Raw genomic sequence first — 16,266 nt, forward strand, 5'->3', positions numbered from 1 at the left:
CCACCATGCTGCTCGCCGGCCTCGCCATGGCTGCCCTTGCCATGGCGCTGACCGGCATCCTGATCTTCATGGCCGATGACCGGCAGTTGCGCGATCTGACCTTCTGGCAGCTCGGCTCGCTGGCGGGCGCGACATGGCAGAAGATCGGTTCCGTCGGGCCGATCATCGCCCTTTCGCTGGCGGCGATGCCATTCCTGGCGCGGGGCCTCAACGCGCTGGCGCTGGGCGAGGCGACAGCCGGGCATCTCGGAATTCCGGTGCAGCGGCTGAAATACACCGCCATCATCGGCGTTTCGGCGGCGGTCGGCGCCTCTGTCGCCGTCAGCGGCGGCATCGGCTTCGTCGGCATCGTCGTGCCGCATCTGCTGCGCCTGCTGATCGGTCCCGACAACCGCTATCTGCTGCCGGCCTCCGCGCTGCTCGGCGCTTCGCTGCTGCTGCTGGCGGACGCCGTCGCGCGAACCATCGTGGCGCCGGCCGAACTGCCGATCGGCATCGTCACGGCCATTGCCGGCGCGCCGTTCTTCCTGTGGATATTGCTGCGCAAGCGCGGCGTGATCGATTTGTGAGACTTTGTACCGGTGAGGCTGGGATGATCGAGGCGAGGGATGTTGCGGTGGCGATCGCGGGCAAGCGTATCGTCTCCGGTGTCGGTTTCGAGGCGCGGCCCGGTGAAATCGCGGCCATTGTCGGCCCCAACGGCTCGGGGAAGACAACCTTCCTCAAGGCGCTGTCGGGCGAACTCGTCTATACCGGGATAGTTTCCCTCAACGGTCGCGACCTCCGCGCCATGAAGCCAGCCGAGGTCGCCGTCCATCGGGCCGTGCTGCCACAGGCGACAGTGCTGTCTTTTCCATTCACCGTGCGTGAAGTGGTCAAGCTCGGCCTTGTCGGCGGCCGCTCGGGTGTGTTGCCGGGCGAGGATTCGCGGCTGCCGGAGCGGGCGCTGGCGCGTGTCGATCTCGACGGCTTTGCAGGGCGATTCTATCAGGAGCTGTCGGGCGGCGAGCAGCAGCGCGTCCAGCTTGCCCGCGTGCTGTGCCAGGTCTGGGCGCCGGTGCTGGACGGCAAGCCGCGCTACCTGTTCCTCGACGAGCCGGTTTCCAGCCTCGACATCAAGCACCAGCTGATCATCATGAACATCGCCCGCGACTTCGCCAGAAGGGGCGGGGGCGTTGTCGCGATCCTGCACGACCTCAATCTGACGGCCATGTATGCCGACCGGATCTTTGTCATGCATCGCGGCAGGCTGGCGGCAACCGGGGCTCCGCAAGACGTGCTTAGCGACGATCTGATCGAAAAAGTATTCGATTGCCGGCTCAGGGTCGGCGTTCTGCCGGCCGGCAACATGCCGTTCGTGCTGCCTCAGTCCTCGGTCGGTTGATATTCCGCTGAGGCCGGCCGGCGCTGCGCTTTCGGCGACGGCGCGCCGCTTGCCCAAGTCGGCGCTGCCCCTCATTGCCCTGCCGGGCATTTCTCCCCGTTGAACGGGGAGAAGAAAAAGCTCAGGCGGCTGGGGCGCGGCGCTCCAGCATGTCGATGCCGAGCAGATTGCGCACATTCGGCCGTGCCGCCACGAGGTCGGCAATGGTGTAGCGGGCAAGCACGGCGAAGAAGGCGTTGAGCGCCTCGCGCAGCGCCGAGTTCAGCGCGCAGCTGTCGACCAGCGGGCATTCGGCGGCATCGTTCTCGAAGCATTCGGCCATGGCGAAGCTTTCCTCGGTGACGCGCACGACATCGAACAGGCTGATGGCTTCGGCGGCGCGGCCGAGCCGGACGCCGCCATTCCTGCCGCGCACGGTTTCGACCAGGCCGTTCTCGACCAACGGCTGCAGGATCTTGAACAGGAACAGTTCCGACACCGAATAGGCGGTCGCGATTTCGGGGATGCGGCTCAACCGGTCATTGTTGGCGGCACAATACATCAGGATGCGCATGGCATAATTGGTTTGGCGCGTAAGCCGCATTTTGTCCTCGCTAGGCGCTGGTGCGGTGCAACCACGCCAGATTCTTGAACTTTGCTGGCGCGGCTCTTATCCGGAATTCCGGAGTCGCCACACTGGCCTCGGCCGAATATGGCCTATACCTTGGAATAATTCCAGACTAGCTTCGCGCAATAGATGAATATTCTCGTCAACTTTATGTGCGCAACCGCACGAAATGCTGGGAGAGTCGGTTGTCGCGGGCATTCGGGCGGCCGAAGCACTAGATAGGCTCGAAGATCGACCCATAGTCGACCAGAGATCGACCCGTGGTCGATCAGGGATTGACGAGGAGCATTTCATCCATGTCACAATCGGCCCAGCCGCTGGCGACTTTCGGTTTCGATGCCGACGCCGACGCCAAGCTTTCCGCACTGCGCCGGACCAAATTCATCGCGACCGCAGCGCTGGCGCTTTGCGTGCTGGTGTTTGCCTTGGCCAAGTCGTTCGAGAGCGCTTATCCGTGGCTGGGTTTCGTCGCGGCCTTCGCCGAGGCGGCGACGATCGGCGGCCTCGCCGACTGGTATGCGGTGGTGGCGCTGTTCCGGCGGCCGCTGGGCCTGCCGATCCCGCACACCGCCATCATCCCGGAAAACCAGAACCGCATCGCAGACAATCTCGGCCGCTTCATCGAGGTCAATTTCCTGGCGCCCGAACCGGTGCGTGAAAAACTGGCCGAGGTCGATTTTTCCGCGCTCGTCGCCGATTGGCTCACCGATGCCGAGCGGTCAGCCGGCCTGTCACGCTTTGTGGTGCGGCTGGTGCCGCAGACGCTTGCCGCCGTCGAGCAATCCGGCCTGCGGGGCTTCGTCACCAGCCGCATGCTCGAGCAGATCGAGAAGGTGCCGCTGGCCCCGCTTGCCGCCGAGCTGCTGTCGGCGCTCACCGACGATCGCCGCCACCAGAGGCTGTTCGACGAGTTCATCAAGGTGATTGGCCGTTTCCTCAACGACGAACAGGCGCTGGCGACGATGCGTGACAAGATCCGCGAGGAATTGCCGTCGCTGTTCAACCTGTTCAGGGCCGACGCCTATCTCCTGAAGAAGATCGTCGCCTCGGCCGGGTCGCTGCTCGACGAGGTGCGTGCCGATCCGGACCATCCGATGCGCGCGGAGTTCGACCGTTTCGCGCAGGGTTTCGTCGAGAGGCTGCGCACGTCGAAGCAATATGCAAGGCGTGCCGAGAAGATGAAGCACGATTTCCTCGCCAGGCCGGAGGTGCGGGCGCTGGCCGGCGACATGTGGGAAAGCCTCAGCCTGTTCATCGAGCAGGACGCCAAGGCGCCGAATTCGGTGATCCGCGAACATCTGACCAACATGTTCGTCGAAGTCGGGCGCCATCTTGCCGGCGATGCGCAAATCCGGGCCGACATGAACCAGGGCTTCGTGGTGGCGCTGGCTTCCTTCGTCGAGAGCCAGAAGAGCGGCGTGTCGAAATTCATCGCCGATCAGGTGAAGCGCTGGGATCTCGCGCAACTGACGCGGCTGATCGAGATGAACATCGGCAAGGACCTGCAATATATCAGGTTCAACGGCATGATCATCGGCGGGTTGGCGGGGCTCGTGCTGCATACGATCGAATTGCTGCTCCCGATCAATTGATAACGGTTGCCCGTTAGGTCTGCGTTCGAATTGGACAGGCAACACCCGAGTGCTATCTTCTCCCCGAGGGCATCCGCATCCTGCGGCAGAAGGGGAGACACATCATGGCAAAGCAACCGGAATCCGATTCCTTTATGGACATGTTCGGCAGGTTCGGCCGCGACCTGAAGGTGCCCAATGTCGATGTCGAGGCGATCCTTGCCCACCATCGCAAGAATCTCGAAGCGTTGGAGAAATCCGCGCGGGCAGGCGCCGCCGGCGCGACCTCGCTGTTGTCGAGGCAACGCGAAATGCTGCAGGACACGCTGCGCGAGGTTGCCGACATCGCGCAGGGTTACCGGGCGCCCGGCAATCCACAGGAGCTTATGGCCAGGCAGACGGAGTTCGCCAGGAAATCCTTCGAGGTGGCGCTCAAAAATGCCGGTGAAGTGGCAGAACTGGCACGGAAATCCGGCACCGAATCGATCGAGATATTGCGTGCGCGCATCAAGGAGGCCATGGAAGAAATCCGCGCCGGCTACGAGAAGAAATAGCTTCCGGCGGCCACCTTTCAGGCCTTTTCACAGCGGGCGCCGGTCCGGCATTGCGGCGGTTGCGCATAGTCGCATCCGTGCCACACGATGAGTGGCATGGCACGGTCGAGCCGGAATTTGGCGGAACAGATTCGGGCGGAGTGAATTGACAGAGGCCGTCCGTTCGTGGTCCGGAGGCGCTGCAAGCGATCGGGAAAGCAGGAATGAACGAAGCACGGCCTAAAACGCCGCCAACCTATGAGCAGTTGAGGACGATGTCCGGGCAAGAGCTCGGCGTGTCGGAATGGACCACGGTCGACCAGAACCGCATCAACCAGTTTGCCGAATGCACCGGCGACCATCAATGGATTCATGTCGATCCAGAGCGGGCGCGGCGGCAAAGCCCGTTCCGCACAACGATCGCGCATGGTTATCTGACGCTGTCGATCATCGGCGCACTGGCACTCGACATGGGTATCGTGCCCGAGAATACGCAGGCCGCATTCAACTATGGTTTCGACAAGGTGCGGTTCCTGGCGCCGGTCAAGGTCGGCGCGCGCATCCGGCTGCGCACGACGCTGCTTTCCATGGAGGACAGAGGGCCCGGCCAGTATCTCATGAAGGCCGCCAATACGGTCGAGATCGAGGGCGACGAGAAACCGGCATTGACGGCCGAAACGCTGGTCATGCTCTATGAGCGCCGCAAGCGGGCAGGGGCCTGAGCGGCGCTCGCTCAAGCCCCTTTTCGGATGGCTCGTTATCGGCGCGGCAAGCGCCTCAACGCACATAGGGTTGTCGCCGCCAGGACCGTGGCAAAGCCGGCCAGCGGCCACGCCGTGTCGCCATCCAGCAGGACGACGAAGGCCGTGCCGGCAATCCCGACGATCAGGCTTTGGACGCAGAAATAGAGCGCGACCGCCGTTCCGGCCATGTCGCCGAAGGCTTCGAGCGCGCCGTTGGCGGTGACCGATCCGGCAAGGACGATGCCTACCGCCATCACCCACATCGGCAGGACGAAGGTGGCGAAGGACGGTGCGGCGAACAGTTGCGCAACCGCCAGCATCGCCGCGCCGAGCAGCAACATCGCCATGCCTCGGGCGAGGCTGCCGGCCGTGCCCCAGCGTGCGATGAAGGGCCTTGCGAGACGGGTCGTTGCGATCATCACCAGCGCCACGGTCGCAAAGGCAAGGCTGAACCCTGTCGGAGTGAAGCCGGCGCGACCGATGAGCACGCGTGGCGCTGTCGAGAAGAACACGAAAAAGGTGCCCATGGCGGCGGCGAAGCCGAGCGTATAGGTCCAGAAGGCGAAACTGCTCAGGACCGGGCCGAAAACAGGCCACGGCCCGGAGCTGTTCAAAGGCCGCGTCTCATGCCATCGCAGCCACGCATTGAGCGTGGCCATCATGGCCAGAATGCAGAGCGTGACGAAGATCGAACGCCAGCCGAAACCCCCGGCGATAAGGGCGCCGGCGACCGGCCCCAATGCGGGCACGAAGGCCAGCATGGAGCTGAACAGGCCATAGATGACAGTGCCCTCCGGGCGCTCGGCGTAGACATCGCGGACCGTGGCGAAGGTTGCCACCAGCACAGCGGACGCGCCCATGGCCTGCGCGACGCGCAGGACGACAAAGGCCGTGGCGATTGATGTATCGGCAAGCGCCATGGAAGCGGCCGCGAACAACAGCCCGCCGCCGATCAGCACCGGGCGCCGGCCGATCCGGTCGGAGATCGGCCCGAACACGACCTGGCCGAGACCAAGGGTGATCATGTAAAGGCTCAGCGTCAGCTGGATGACGGAAGCCGATGTGCCGAGCGCCCCCGGCATTTCGGGAACGACAGGCAGGTAGATGTCCATGGCCAGCGAGGCCAGTATGTCGAAAGGCGCCATCAGCAGCAGCGCCGACGGCAGGGAATAGGCCCATATGGGCCGGTTTTGAGAAGGCATGATTGAGCATCCGCACAAATGATGAGATTTGGCGGCGATCTGCCGTTTCAGCGATGGTCTGATTTTTACGGGGCAGAAGGCCGCGACAACGAGATGTCGTCGCGGCTTACTTGTCTGCTGATTTGGTGGTTCCCATAACGCTGCCCCGTGATTTTGACGCGGGCGCCGGCCCGCAGGCCGTCCAGTACCAGCCGGGGATCGGATCGGCAACCTTCGTGCCGCAATGAAACGGTTCATTCAGCCTTTGCGGAACGGGCAAGGCGCAGTTGGACCAGCGCCAGCAGCAGCGCGACCAGCGCGAGTACCGTAGCGACCTCGAAGGTGACCTGCATGCCTCGCGCGGCCGCTGTCGAAGTCAGTGTTCCCGCCGATGCCGCGGCGAATATGGCGCCCATAAGGGATGCGCCGGTGACGAGGCCAAGATTGCGCGACAGGTTGAGCAGGCCCGAAATCACACCACGTTCACCCGCGCCAACCCCGCTCATGACGGCTGCGTTGTTGGAGGTCTGGAACAGGGCGTAGCCGAAGCAGGTGACGGTGATCGGAATGACGTAACTGGCTATGCCGAGTTTGGTCATGGCGAGCGAGAGAAGGAAGGTGCCGCCGGCCAGGCTGGTGAGGCCGGCGACCATCATCCTGCTTGCCCCGAACCGGTCGGAAAGCCGTCCGGCCACAAGCGCCGACAGGGTCGAGACAAATGGCCCTGTTGTCAGCACCACGCCGGCCATTGCGGCATCGAGCCCAAGCCCGCGCGAGAGATAGAACGGAGCCACCACGAGAGTTGCCATCATTACCGTGGCGACGATGAGGCTCATGGCCAGACTGGCGCCGAGCCGTGGATGGCGGACGCTGGCGATCCGGACCAGAGGGTTCTTCGCGCTTTTTTGCGCCAGGATGAACAAGACCGCGCCGGCGGCGGTCAGGGCCAGCAGGCTGATGTTGAGCACACCAAAATCGCCTCGGCTGAGTGTCATCGCCAGCGCATAGGCGGCGAGCGTCAGGGCCAGCAGGACAGTGCCTGCCGTGTCGAACTTGCCCTGGACAGGCTGCGTGGCCTTGTCGGCGACCGGCAGGGCGCTCCAGGCGACGGCGAAAGTCAGGAGGCCGAGCGGGACATTGACCAGGAAAATTGCCCGCCAGCCAAGGCCGGCGATCAGCAGGCCGCCAAGCGAAGGCCCGAGTGTCGTGCCGATGGAGGACATGGCGCCGAGCAGGCCCATGGCGCGGCCGGTCCTTTCCTTGCTCACCGTCTCGGCAACGAAGGCCAGCGTCAGCGCCATCATCAGCGCCGCGCCCAACCCCTGCACGGCGCGTGCGGCGATCAGCAGCCAGAGCGTGGGTGCCGTTCCACACAGCGCCGATGCCAGCGTGAACAGGGCGATACCGCCAAGCAGCAGCGACCGGCGCCCGAACATGTCGGCCAGCCGCCCGGCGCTGACGACCAGCGTGGTGATGGCGAGAAGATAGGCGAGGACGACCCATTGCACGGCCTGGAACGAAGCCGCGAATGCCTCCATCAGCGAGGGCAGCCCGACGCTGGCGATGCTGGTCCCGAGCGATGACAGCAGCGTGGCGAGCGACAGGCTTGCCAGCGCCCAGCCGGTGGATTGGCTATTGGCCGGTATCGGTGCGTCCCGGCTCTGCTCGGCGACTGCCATGGCGATCTCCTTGTTCTGGTGCTCCGGATCGGAGCTGCGGGAGATCTAGGCTCTTGCCTGATATAGCGGAAGGCGCAGCATTTGCATCATATTCGTGCACCAAGCGTCATATCATGTTATGGTTCGCCGATGACGCCGCCCGATCTCAATCTGCTCTTCGCCCTCGATGCCCTGCTCGCGGAAGGCAGCGTGGCACGCGCAGCACGTCGTTTGCGGCTCAGCCCCTCGGCAATGAGCCGGACGCTGGCGCGGCTGCGCGAGGCAACGGGCGACCCTTTGCTGGTGCGCGCCGGGCGCGGACTTGTGCCGACGCCACGCGCACAGGAATTGCGGCGACAGGTCGGCCGTGCCGTCCACGAGGCGGAGACGCTGCTGCGCCCGGCAGAGCTGCTTGATCTTTCCCGTCTCGACCAGGTTTTCACGCTGCGCACCAATGAGGGTTTCGTCGAGGAGTTCGGGCCACGCCTGGTCGCCCGCGTCGGGGCCGATGCGCCCGATGTGCGGCTGCGTTTCGCGCCGAAATCCGACAAGGATGCGATGTCGCTGCGCGACGCGGCGATTGATCTGGAAATCGGCGTCGCCGGTGAAACCGGACCGGAAGTGCTGATACAGGCGCTGTTTCGCGACCGCTTTGTCGGCGTGGTGCGGTCAGGCCATGCCCTGAGCGAAGGCATGGTGAGCGCGGAACGTTATGCGGCTGGCCGCCACATCAGTGTTTCGCGTCGCGGCCGCGAGCGCGGGCCGATCGACGAGGCGCTGAGCGGGCTTGGCTTGCGGCGCACGGTCGTGTGCATGGTTTCGGGATTCTCGGCGGCGCTTGCCATGGCGCGCGCCTCGGACCTGATCGCCAGCGTGCCCGGGCGGCATACGGCCGGCGCGCGCGCCGGCATGCACAGTTTCCCGCTGCCGGTCGACACGATGGACGTCACCATTTCCATGCTCTGGCATCCGCGTCTCGATGCCGATCCGGCGCAGCGCTGGCTGCGCGACTGCGTTCGTGAGGTGTGCGCGAACAGATGACGGGACGCGATCAACGCGCCATCGCAGCCTCGATTACCTTGAAAATCCGCTCGTCTTCGCACTGGGCGACGTTGAAGCGCAGGAAGCGGCTTGCCGTGCGGGACAGGCTGAACACATTGCCGGGCGCCAGCACGATGTTGTCCGCCAAGGCGCGGCGGGCGACTTCGGCCGCATCGACACCATCCGGCAGGCTGCACCACAGGAACAGTCCGGCTGGCTGTTCGATCCAGGGGGTGATGCCGATGGCCCTGAGGCGGGCGCCGGTCTCGACCATGGCGCGCGCGAGCTTCGTGCGCAGCAAATCCATGTGCTTGCGGTAGCTGCCGTCCTTCAGCAAGGCCAGCACCAGTTCGGCCGCCAGCCTGCCGCCGCCGAAGGTGGTGGCGATCTTGAGATCGGTCAGCCCTTCGATCCAGTCGCGGGGCGCGGCAATGAAGCCGCAACGGACCGATGCCGACAGGGTTTTCGAGAAGCTGCCGATCTGGACAACCCGGCTCAGGCCATCGAAGGCCGCGAGCCTTGGCGCGGGGGTGTGTTCGAAGTCGGCGAAGATGTCGTCCTCGACGATGGTCAGGTCCGACTGGTCGGCGAGCTTCAGCAACCGGTGCGCCGTGACCGGCGACAGGATGGCGCCGGTCGGGTTGTGGATGCCGGAATTGGTGATGTAGAGGCGCGGCCGGTGCTCGGCGAGCGTCTTGGCGAACAACTCGATATCAGGTCCGGACGGGGTGTAGGGAACGCTGACCACCTTGGCGCGGTGGGCACGCAGCAGCGCGTGAAAATTGAAATAGCAGGGGTCGTCGACCAGCACCGTATCGCCGGGTTCGATCAGGAACCGGCACAACATATCGATGGCCTGCGTGCCTGATTCCGTCAGCATGATCTGCTCGGGCGAAACCTCGATGCCATGTCCGGCCATGCGCCGCGCCAGCAGCTGCCGCAAAGCCGGCAGGCCAAGCGGCGTGCCGTAGTCGGCAAGCGCGATATCGTCGGCCCGCGCCACCGTGCGCAGGGCGCGGCGCAACCCGTCTTGGGGCATCCAGGAGGCCGGCAGCCAGCCGCAGCCTGGCTTCAGGACCTCGTCGCCGGCATCGAGCGACTGGCGCGAGACCCATAGCGGATCGACGGCGCGGTCGAGCCGGGGGCCGATTTCAGCCAGGGACAGCGGCGCCAGCGAGCCGGCGGCATAGAAGCCGGAGCCGGGCCGGGACCGGATAGCCCCTTCGGCGGCCAGGCGCTCATAGGCTTCGACGATGGTGGATTTCGACACCTGCATGGTCTTGGCGAAGGCGCGGATCGAGGGCAGCCGGGCGCCCGGCGTCAGGCTTCGCGCTGATATCCGCTGGCGGACAGCCGCCATGACGCCTTCCACCAGAGTCTGGTCGCCATCGATTTCGAGCATCGTGTCCGCCATCTGTACTGCTCATCTGGCCATTACAGTTTTGCGAAATTGTACCCTATTGTCTCTGGCCGCGCCACATCCGTCAAGCGATAGAGGACGAAAGAATGGAGCCTGCAATGGACAAGACCTCGAGCGGTTGGATGAACGGATTTATCGGCGTGCTGATCTTCAGCGGCTCGCTGCCAGCGACGCATCTGGCGGTGGCGGATTTCGATCCGACATTCCTGACCGCTGCCCGCGCGGCGATCGCCGGCCTGCTCGGGATCGCGATGCTGCTGGTGTTCCGCCAGAAGCGCCCTGAGCGCGGGGATCTGGTCTCGCTGGTCGTGGTCGCTCTCGGTGTCGTGGTCGGCTTCCCGCTGCTGACGGCTCTGGCGCTGAAGCACGTCACCACTGCCCATTCCATCATCTTCGTCGGCCTGCTGCCGCTGGCGACCGCGATCTTCGGCGTGCTGCGCGGCGGCGACCGGCCGAGGCCCGCCTTCTGGCTGTTCTCCTGCATCGGCAGCGCGCTTGTCGCCGGTTTTGCCCTGTCGCAAGGCGTGACCGCGTCACCGCTCGGGGATGGCCTGATGCTCGGCGCCATCATCGTCTGCGGACTGGGCTATGCGGAGGGCGCCGCGCTGTCGCGCAGGCTCGGCGGCTGGCAGGTGATCTGCTGGGCGCTCGCATTGTCGCTGCCGGTCATGCTGGCGTTGACCTTCGCGACGTTGCCGCAATCCTTCGCCGGCATCGGTTCGGGCGCGTGGATCGGCCTCGGTTACGTCTCGCTGTTCAGCATGCTGATCGGTTTCATTTTCTGGTACCGGGGCCTCGCGCAGGGGGGCATTGCGGCCGTCGGCCAGTTGCAATTGCTGCAGCCCTTCTTCGGTCTGGCCCTGGCGGCGACGCTGCTACACGAAAAGGTAAGCCCGCTGATGGTGGTGGTCACCCTCGGCGTGGTGGCGTGTGTGTTTGGGGCGAAGAAGTTCGCGCGGTAGGTCCGCTCCTGTTTGCGATGCTTACTGAGGCGGCTTGCCTATATACGCCAAACCAGAGCATTCGGTGGTATCGGTGACGTCTTCGCGATCCTCGTAGCGCTTGACGAATTTGCGACCCGTCCACTCAAAATCCTGGCGCACGCAAACTGGATTTTCGGTAGGTTCCGCCCAGGCAACTCTCATCAGCCGGCTCTCCAAATAGTATTCCAAATTGAGCTGATAGCCTCCTGGAATCCAAAAGAGTTGACCTGTGCGCAAATCAACCATGCGCGCGGCAATGCAAGCGTTGCCGCAATTGACCAACACAACGGAAAAGTGACCGCCGAAATCGGCGCCACGCTTCATCGCTTCGCGAATGTGGGGCTCTACTGCCCGCGCCCAGGCATCCTTCGGATGAACTTGGATATTCCTTGCGGGCTTTCGCTGAAAAACCTTCGCCGGGAAATCTTCAAACCGCAGAGTGGATTCTTGAGTTGTTTCTGTTTCTGCGGAAGTCGAAGCGGCCTGTTCTGGCGTTTGGGCCCTGTTCGCGACTCCACTGTCTTGGGCCGCGGCCCTGAATGTAGGCCACAGCAGCAGAAGGCAGAGCAGAAAAAGTCTCATTTCCCACCTTGGCGCAAAGACGGATGGCATCAATCTATGCGTGTGTCTCAGGTTTATCAACTTGAGATTGTGATGAGCATTGGGCTAGTTGTGGATTCTTGCCGGAAAGCTATCCAAACTTCGTCACAACCCCAATGCCAATGCCTTCGAAACCGCCCATGGCCATCAGGGCAGCGGGCGCCTCGTCGAGGCTTATCTTCTTGCCAACCAGAAGCTCGGGTTTGAGCTTGCCGGTGCGGATCATGTCCATCATCGCCTGGTAGCGGAAGGCCTGCATGCCGTGGCTGCCGAGGATTTCGAGTTCGAAGGCGATGACCTTGCTCATGGGGACGGCAGCCCTGGCGTGATCGCCGAGCATCAGGCCGACCTGCACATGGCGGCCGCGCCGGCGCAGGTTGGAGATCGAGTTGAAACAGGTTGTCGGATGGCCGAGCGCGTCCATCGACATATGCGCGCCGCCGTCAGTGATCTGCTTGACTGCCTTGACGACATTTTGAGTGTTCGAGGCGTTGATGGTCGCCACCGCGCCGATTTTCCTGGCAAACTCCAGCTTCTCGTCGGTGAGGTCGATGGCGATGACATTGGCGCCCATGGCGCTGGCGATCATGATCGCCGACAGGCCGACGCCGCCGCAGCCATGCACGGCAACCCATTCTCCGGGTTTCACCCGACCTTGATCGACTATGGCGCGGAATGAGGTGACGAAACGGCAGCCAAGGCTGGCGGCGGTGGCGAATTCCATTTCCTCGGGCAGGCGCACGAGATTGGTGTCGGCGAAGTCGATGGCGACATATTCGGCGAACGAACCCCACGCGGTGAAGCCCGGCTGGAACTGGTGCTCGCAGACCTGATGGTTGCCGGAGGTGCACTCGAAGCAATGGCCGCATCCGCCGACAAAGGGAACGGTGACGCGATCGCCCGCCTTCCAGCGCGTCACGCGCTTGCCGGCGGCGACGACGACGCCGGCCAGTTCATGCCCCGGCACGTGCGGCAGGCGGATATCGTCGTCATGGCCCATCCAGCCATGCCAGTCGCTGCGGCAAAGCCCGGTGGCCTCGACCTTGATGACCACGCCCTCGGGCGCCGGTTTCGGATCGGCAACGGTTTGGATGGTGGGCGTCTCGCCGAATTTTTCGAAGACGACAGCTTTCATGGATTTGCTTTCATTGTCTCAGCTCATAAGGCGCGATGGGTGCGCGGACACCGGTTCGATACTAGGACGGTGGCTGGTCGAGAAGCGTTTGCCGCTTACGGAACCACTCGCCGGCATCGGCATCCCAAGGCCAGATGCCGGATGTTGTCGGATAGACCAGTTGTATAACCCGGAAATCCGAACCGTCGTAGAACCAGATGTCCCAACCGAAATGTTCAAGATAATGGTCAGGATGGACGGCGCCGATCACGCAGTCGAAGCCGCCGCCCAGGAAGCCTGAGACGCGCTGCCCGACGCTGAATTGTTCACCGTTGCGCACCCGCCGGCAATACTCGTTTATGATGCTTTGAGAAAGCCCGGGCTTGAGCCCGACAATGACCATTTCGGGGGCATTGCAACTATGCTCTATCCCGACGGAGTAGGCGAAAGGCGGAAGCTCTTCCTCTGCCAGCACACATAGGATGTGGCAGCCATACTCCTCAATGTCCGCGAGCGCCTTTGCTTCCTCCCCGTCTTTGGCCTCTCTATTCGGCATCGATCTGATGCTCAGGCGCCGCCTTGCGAAACGCCGGTAATGCCATGCAGGCGGCGTTGATGCGCGAAATCGTCGGGTAAGGCGTCAGGTCGACACCGAAGCGGGCGTTGCTGGTGACCTGCGCGGCCAGGCAGATGTCCGCCATCCCCGGCGCCTCGCCATGGCAGAACGTTCCCGTCTGAGGCGACGAAGCCAGAATCTTTTCAAGCGGCTGGAAGCCTTCGTTCACCCAGTGGCGGAACCAGTTCGTGATGTCCTGGTCACCGGCGCCGAACAGCGTGCGCAGCGAGGTCAGGACGCGCAGATTGTTCACTGGGTGGATGTCGCAGGCGATCATCTGCGCCAGCATTCTGACGCGGGCCCGGCCGGCCGGATCCTTCGGCAGCAGCGGCGGCTCCGGCGTGGTCTCGTCGAGATATTCGATGATTGCCAGCGACTGGGTCAGCAGCGTGCCGTCGTCCAGCACCAGAGCAGGCACCAGCCCCTGCGGATTGACCGCGAGATAGGCCGGTTCCAGATGCTCGCCATGGCGCAGGTGATGCGGCACATAGGTGTAGCTCAGTCCCTTCATCTCCAGCGCGATCCGCGCCCGGTATGAGGTGGAGGAACGATAGTAATTGTGCAGGACGATATCGCTCATGGCTTTGTCGTTCATGGCTGCGCCTGGCCGATGGTTATCTCGATCGTGCCGATGCCGTCGACCCCTCCGGTCATCGTCTCGCCGGGCTTGACTGCGCCGACACCTGCCGGCGTGCCGGTGAAAATCAAGTCGCCGGCCTGCAGTTCGACGCCTTCGCTGCAGATTGAGACGATGTCTTCGATTGGCCAGATCAGCTCCGCGAGATCGGCATCCTGGCGGACCTTGCCGTCGACGGCGAGCCAGATGCGGCCCTTTGACGGATGACCCGATTTCTGCGCGGGAACCAGCGGGCCGCAGGGCGCCGAACGGTCGAAGGCTTTCGACCAGTCCCAGGGCCGCGCCGCCTTCTTGGCCTCGTCCTGCAGATCGCGGCGGGTGAGGTCGATGCCGACGCCATAGCCCCAGACATGGTCCAGCGCCTTGTCGCGCGGAATGCGGAAACCCGGCCGGCCGATTGCCGCCACCAGTTCGATCTCGTGGTGCAAATTGGCCGTCAGCGGCGGGTAGGGAATTTCCGCCCCGGAATCGGCCACCGCGTCGGCGGGCTTGGTGAAGAAGAAGGGCGGGTCGCGTTCGTCATTGCCGAACTCACGCGCGTGCGCCGCATAGTTGCGGCCGACGCAAAAAATGCGCCGCACCGGGAAACGCTCGGCCGACCCGCTTATGGCGACAGACGGTGTTGGCGGAACGGGAAACACGAAGGCGGTCATTGCGGGCTCTGCGGTTGATTTCGGAATGCTCAAGGCACTTTCGGCCGATTTCACGGAGGGGGCAAGGCGTCGCATTTCGCGCTGCGGGGAATTGCGAAAGCTCGTATAAGGAATCCAGATGGCGGCGGTAGACTATTTGGCAATAATCCGGTGATGGGCGCGGGGCTACGCTACCCCGAAGCAAATCGAAGAACAGGGGTTGGAACGAACGCCATGACGCCAGCCACGGATCGCGCCCGGTTTCTGATCATCGACGATCATCCGCTGTTTCGCGAGGCGCTGCACAGCGCCGTGCAGATGGCCTATCCCGAGGTCGACACGGTCGAGGCGCGTTCGATCACCGAGGCGGTGGATCTGCTGGCGGACGCAAAGCCGTTCGACCTCGCGCTGCTCGATCTCAGCATGCCCGACGTGCACGGTTTCGAGGGCCTGCTTCAACTCAGAACCCGCTATCCGCGCCTGCCGGTGGTGATCGTTTCGGGCTATGAGGAGCCGAAGATCATTTCCGAAGCGCTGTCCTACGGCGCGGCCGGCTTCATCCCGAAATCGGCGCGCAAGAGCGATCTCGCCAATGCGATACGCTCAGTTATGGACGGCGCGATCTATGTGCCCGAAACCTATGAAGGCCAGCCGCGCGACGCCGACAGAAGCGACCGAGCCGACATGGTGCAGCGCCTGTCGACATTGACGCCGCAGCAACTGCGGGTCCTGCAGATGCTGCGGCAGGGCCTGCTCAACAAGCAGATCGCCTATGAGCTGCAGGTGGGAGAGACCACGGTCAAGGCGCACGTCTCCGAGATACTGCGCAAGCTCAATGTGTATAGCCGCACCCAGGCGGTGATCGAGGTATCGAAGCTGGACAGTGCGGAACTGTTTCGCGATCAGGCGGGGTTTTGAGGATCTCCCGGCCCGAGAGCGCTTTGATCTAAGCCAGCAAATGCGCCAGCAGTGCCCGCAGTTGCGCCGGCTTGAGCGGCTTGCGCATCAGTTCGATGCCGCCGGCGCGCGCTGCCTTGGCAACGGCTTCGGAACTGTCGGCGGTGACGATCAGCGCCGGCACGGCGCGCCCGAGATAGTCGCGCACCTCGGCGATGGTCGCGGTGCCCAGATCGCCCCCGTCGAGATGCTGGTCGGCGATGACGATGTCCGGAACCCAGTCAGTGTCGCCCAGCATGTCCAGCGCATCGTCGGTGGAAGTGGCGGCCCGCACCAGGCATTGCCAGCGCTCGAGCAGGAAGGTCATTGCCTCCAGCACGTCCGTGTCATTCTCGACCAGCAGCACCTTGGTGCCGAACAGGCCGTAGCCACGAGGCCGCTCCAGGCTGGCGGCGCTGGCGATGGCGTCGGCCGGCGCGCCGATGCCGACGGGAACATCGATATGGAAGATGGTGCCGCGGCCGACCTTGGATGAAAACGTCACGGGGTGACCGAGCGCGCCGGCCATGCGCCGCACGATAGCAAGCCCGAGCCCCAGGCCGCCGCTGTCGTGCTCGGCACTCGCCGGCGAGGTGCCGCGATGGAATTC

At 63.9% G+C, this 16,266-nt stretch carries 18 protein-coding genes; 8 read left to right on the forward strand and 10 right to left on the reverse strand.

Translation table 11 applies throughout. The features are described 5' to 3' along the window. The coding region (locus J0I79_RS30195) for an iron ABC transporter permease (RefSeq protein WP_292868151.1) at positions 1-569 on the forward strand (569 nt) is incomplete at its 5' end. Positions 570-592: 23 nt separating this feature from the next. Further along, positions 593-1,384, forward strand: a complete 792-nt coding sequence (locus J0I79_RS30200) for a heme ABC transporter ATP-binding protein (RefSeq protein WP_292868154.1) — start codon at positions 593-595, stop codon at positions 1,382-1,384. Between the two features lie 121 nt (positions 1,385-1,505). Here J0I79_RS30200 and rirA read toward each other — a convergent pair whose 3' ends face one another. Next, complete coding sequence (rirA, locus tag J0I79_RS30205) at positions 1,506-1,967, reverse strand: iron-responsive transcriptional regulator RirA (protein WP_292868157.1); 462 nt, start codon at positions 1,965-1,967, stop codon at positions 1,506-1,508. 320 nt (positions 1,968-2,287) lie between these two features. On the opposite strand from rirA, the gene J0I79_RS30210 reads away from it, so the two are divergent. From J0I79_RS30210 to J0I79_RS30220, 3 genes are all read left to right on the forward strand, one after another. Then, on the forward strand, positions 2,288-3,583 hold the full coding sequence (locus J0I79_RS30210; RefSeq protein ID WP_292868160.1) for a DUF445 domain-containing protein: 1,296 nt from the start codon (positions 2,288-2,290) through the stop codon (positions 3,581-3,583). A gap of 104 nt (positions 3,584-3,687) precedes the next feature. Next, positions 3,688-4,116, forward strand: coding sequence for a phasin family protein (locus J0I79_RS30215; RefSeq protein ID WP_292868163.1), 429 nt, complete (start codon positions 3,688-3,690; stop codon positions 4,114-4,116). Between the two features lie 203 nt (positions 4,117-4,319). Continuing rightward, positions 4,320-4,817, forward strand: coding sequence for a MaoC family dehydratase (locus tag J0I79_RS30220; RefSeq protein ID WP_292868166.1), 498 nt, complete (start codon positions 4,320-4,322; stop codon positions 4,815-4,817). A gap of 35 nt (positions 4,818-4,852) precedes the next feature. Here the strand turns inward: J0I79_RS30220 and cml are convergent, their stop codons facing one another. Both cml and J0I79_RS30230 read right to left on the reverse strand, forming a co-directional pair. Further along, positions 4,853-6,040: a CmlA/FloR family chloramphenicol efflux MFS transporter gene (cml, locus tag J0I79_RS30225; RefSeq protein ID WP_292868169.1), complete on the reverse strand. Its 1,188-nt coding sequence runs from the start codon at positions 6,038-6,040 to the stop codon at positions 4,853-4,855. A gap of 233 nt (positions 6,041-6,273) precedes the next feature. After that, positions 6,274-7,698: an MFS transporter gene (locus tag J0I79_RS30230; RefSeq protein WP_292868172.1), complete on the reverse strand. Its 1,425-nt coding sequence runs from the start codon at positions 7,696-7,698 to the stop codon at positions 6,274-6,276. A 129-nt stretch (positions 7,699-7,827) separates the two neighbouring features. On the opposite strand from J0I79_RS30230, the gene J0I79_RS30235 reads away from it, so the two are divergent. Beyond that, a complete protein-coding gene (locus J0I79_RS30235) occupies positions 7,828-8,718 on the forward strand; it encodes a LysR family transcriptional regulator (RefSeq protein WP_292868175.1) in 891 nt (296 codons plus the stop codon). Between the two features lie 10 nt (positions 8,719-8,728). Here J0I79_RS30235 and J0I79_RS30240 read toward each other — a convergent pair whose 3' ends face one another. Continuing rightward, positions 8,729-10,132 carry a PLP-dependent aminotransferase family protein gene (locus tag J0I79_RS30240; RefSeq protein ID WP_292868178.1) on the reverse strand — a complete coding sequence of 468 codons (1,404 nt, stop codon included), beginning with the start codon at positions 10,130-10,132 and terminating at the stop codon, positions 8,729-8,731. Positions 10,133-10,236: 104 nt separating this feature from the next. Here J0I79_RS30240 and J0I79_RS30245 point away from each other — a divergent pair, with 104 nt between their 5' ends. Then, positions 10,237-11,100 (forward strand): DMT family transporter, encoded by an 864-nt coding sequence (locus J0I79_RS30245; protein ID WP_292868181.1) that lies wholly within the window; start codon positions 10,237-10,239, stop codon positions 11,098-11,100. Between the two features lie 21 nt (positions 11,101-11,121). Here J0I79_RS30245 and J0I79_RS30250 read toward each other — a convergent pair whose 3' ends face one another. The 5 genes from J0I79_RS30250 to J0I79_RS30270 all read right to left on the reverse strand — a co-directional run bounded on the left by J0I79_RS30250 (position 11,122) and on the right by J0I79_RS30270 (position 14,741). Continuing rightward, complete coding sequence (locus J0I79_RS30250) at positions 11,122-11,703, reverse strand: hypothetical protein (protein WP_292868184.1); 582 nt, start codon at positions 11,701-11,703, stop codon at positions 11,122-11,124. Between the two features lie 109 nt (positions 11,704-11,812). After that, positions 11,813-12,856 carry a zinc-dependent alcohol dehydrogenase family protein gene (locus J0I79_RS30255; protein WP_292868187.1) on the reverse strand — a complete coding sequence of 348 codons (1,044 nt, stop codon included), beginning with the start codon at positions 12,854-12,856 and terminating at the stop codon, positions 11,813-11,815. Positions 12,857-12,917: 61 nt separating this feature from the next. After that, positions 12,918-13,391 (reverse strand): DUF4262 domain-containing protein, encoded by a 474-nt coding sequence (locus tag J0I79_RS30260; RefSeq protein WP_292868190.1) that lies wholly within the window; start codon positions 13,389-13,391, stop codon positions 12,918-12,920. Continuing rightward, on the reverse strand, positions 13,381-14,031 hold the full coding sequence (gene maiA / locus J0I79_RS30265) for a maleylacetoacetate isomerase (protein ID WP_292868202.1): 651 nt from the start codon (positions 14,029-14,031) through the stop codon (positions 13,381-13,383). Before maiA ends, J0I79_RS30260 begins: the two co-directional genes overlap by 11 nt. An 11-nt stretch (positions 14,032-14,042) precedes the next feature. Then, positions 14,043-14,741 carry a fumarylacetoacetate hydrolase family protein gene (locus J0I79_RS30270; RefSeq protein ID WP_292868193.1) on the reverse strand — a complete coding sequence of 233 codons (699 nt, stop codon included), beginning with the start codon at positions 14,739-14,741 and terminating at the stop codon, positions 14,043-14,045. A 213-nt stretch (positions 14,742-14,954) separates the two neighbouring features. Here J0I79_RS30270 and J0I79_RS30275 point away from each other — a divergent pair, with 213 nt between their 5' ends. Then, the gene (locus J0I79_RS30275; protein ID WP_292868196.1) at positions 14,955-15,638 is read left to right on the forward strand and encodes a response regulator transcription factor; all 684 of its coding nucleotides are present in this window, start codon (positions 14,955-14,957) and stop codon (positions 15,636-15,638) included. A 28-nt stretch (positions 15,639-15,666) separates the two neighbouring features. Here J0I79_RS30275 and J0I79_RS30280 read toward each other — a convergent pair. Further along, positions 15,667-16,266, reverse strand: a 600-nt coding sequence (locus J0I79_RS30280) for a hybrid sensor histidine kinase/response regulator (RefSeq protein ID WP_292868199.1), incomplete at its 5' end; no start/stop codon positions are given.

It is taken from the genome of Mesorhizobium sp., from assembly GCF_017306585.1.
Taxonomy (GTDB): domain Bacteria; phylum Pseudomonadota; class Alphaproteobacteria; order Rhizobiales; family Rhizobiaceae; genus Mesorhizobium.

Excerpts from the sequence above, each read along its gene's own strand:
- maiA (WP_292868202.1), bottom strand. The coding sequence starts at position 14,031 with ATGAGCGATATCGTCCTGCACAATTACTATCGTTCCTCCACCTCATAC.
- J0I79_RS30275 (WP_292868196.1), top strand. The coding sequence starts at position 14,955 with ATGACGCCAGCCACGGATCGCGCCCGGTTTCTGATCATCGACGATCAT.
- J0I79_RS30200 (WP_292868154.1), top strand. The coding sequence starts at position 593 with ATGATCGAGGCGAGGGATGTTGCGGTGGCGATCGCGGGCAAGCGTATC.
- J0I79_RS30230 (WP_292868172.1), bottom strand. The coding sequence starts at position 7,698 with ATGGCAGTCGCCGAGCAGAGCCGGGACGCACCGATACCGGCCAATAGC.
- J0I79_RS30250 (WP_292868184.1), bottom strand. The coding sequence starts at position 11,703 with ATGAGACTTTTTCTGCTCTGCCTTCTGCTGCTGTGGCCTACATTCAGG.
- J0I79_RS30215 (WP_292868163.1), top strand. The coding sequence starts at position 3,688 with ATGGCAAAGCAACCGGAATCCGATTCCTTTATGGACATGTTCGGCAGG.
- cml (WP_292868169.1), bottom strand. The coding sequence starts at position 6,040 with ATGCCTTCTCAAAACCGGCCCATATGGGCCTATTCCCTGCCGTCGGCG.
- J0I79_RS30255 (WP_292868187.1), bottom strand. The coding sequence starts at position 12,856 with ATGAAAGCTGTCGTCTTCGAAAAATTCGGCGAGACGCCCACCATCCAA.
- J0I79_RS30260 (WP_292868190.1), bottom strand. The coding sequence starts at position 13,391 with ATGCCGAATAGAGAGGCCAAAGACGGGGAGGAAGCAAAGGCGCTCGCG.
- J0I79_RS30235 (WP_292868175.1), top strand. The coding sequence starts at position 7,828 with ATGACGCCGCCCGATCTCAATCTGCTCTTCGCCCTCGATGCCCTGCTC.
- J0I79_RS30245 (WP_292868181.1), top strand. The coding sequence starts at position 10,237 with ATGGACAAGACCTCGAGCGGTTGGATGAACGGATTTATCGGCGTGCTG.
- rirA (WP_292868157.1), bottom strand. The coding sequence starts at position 1,967 with ATGCGGCTTACGCGCCAAACCAATTATGCCATGCGCATCCTGATGTAT.
- J0I79_RS30240 (WP_292868178.1), bottom strand. The coding sequence starts at position 10,132 with ATGGCGGACACGATGCTCGAAATCGATGGCGACCAGACTCTGGTGGAA.
- J0I79_RS30220 (WP_292868166.1), top strand. The coding sequence starts at position 4,320 with ATGAACGAAGCACGGCCTAAAACGCCGCCAACCTATGAGCAGTTGAGG.
- J0I79_RS30210 (WP_292868160.1), top strand. The coding sequence starts at position 2,288 with ATGTCACAATCGGCCCAGCCGCTGGCGACTTTCGGTTTCGATGCCGAC.
- J0I79_RS30270 (WP_292868193.1), bottom strand. The coding sequence starts at position 14,741 with ATGACCGCCTTCGTGTTTCCCGTTCCGCCAACACCGTCTGTCGCCATA.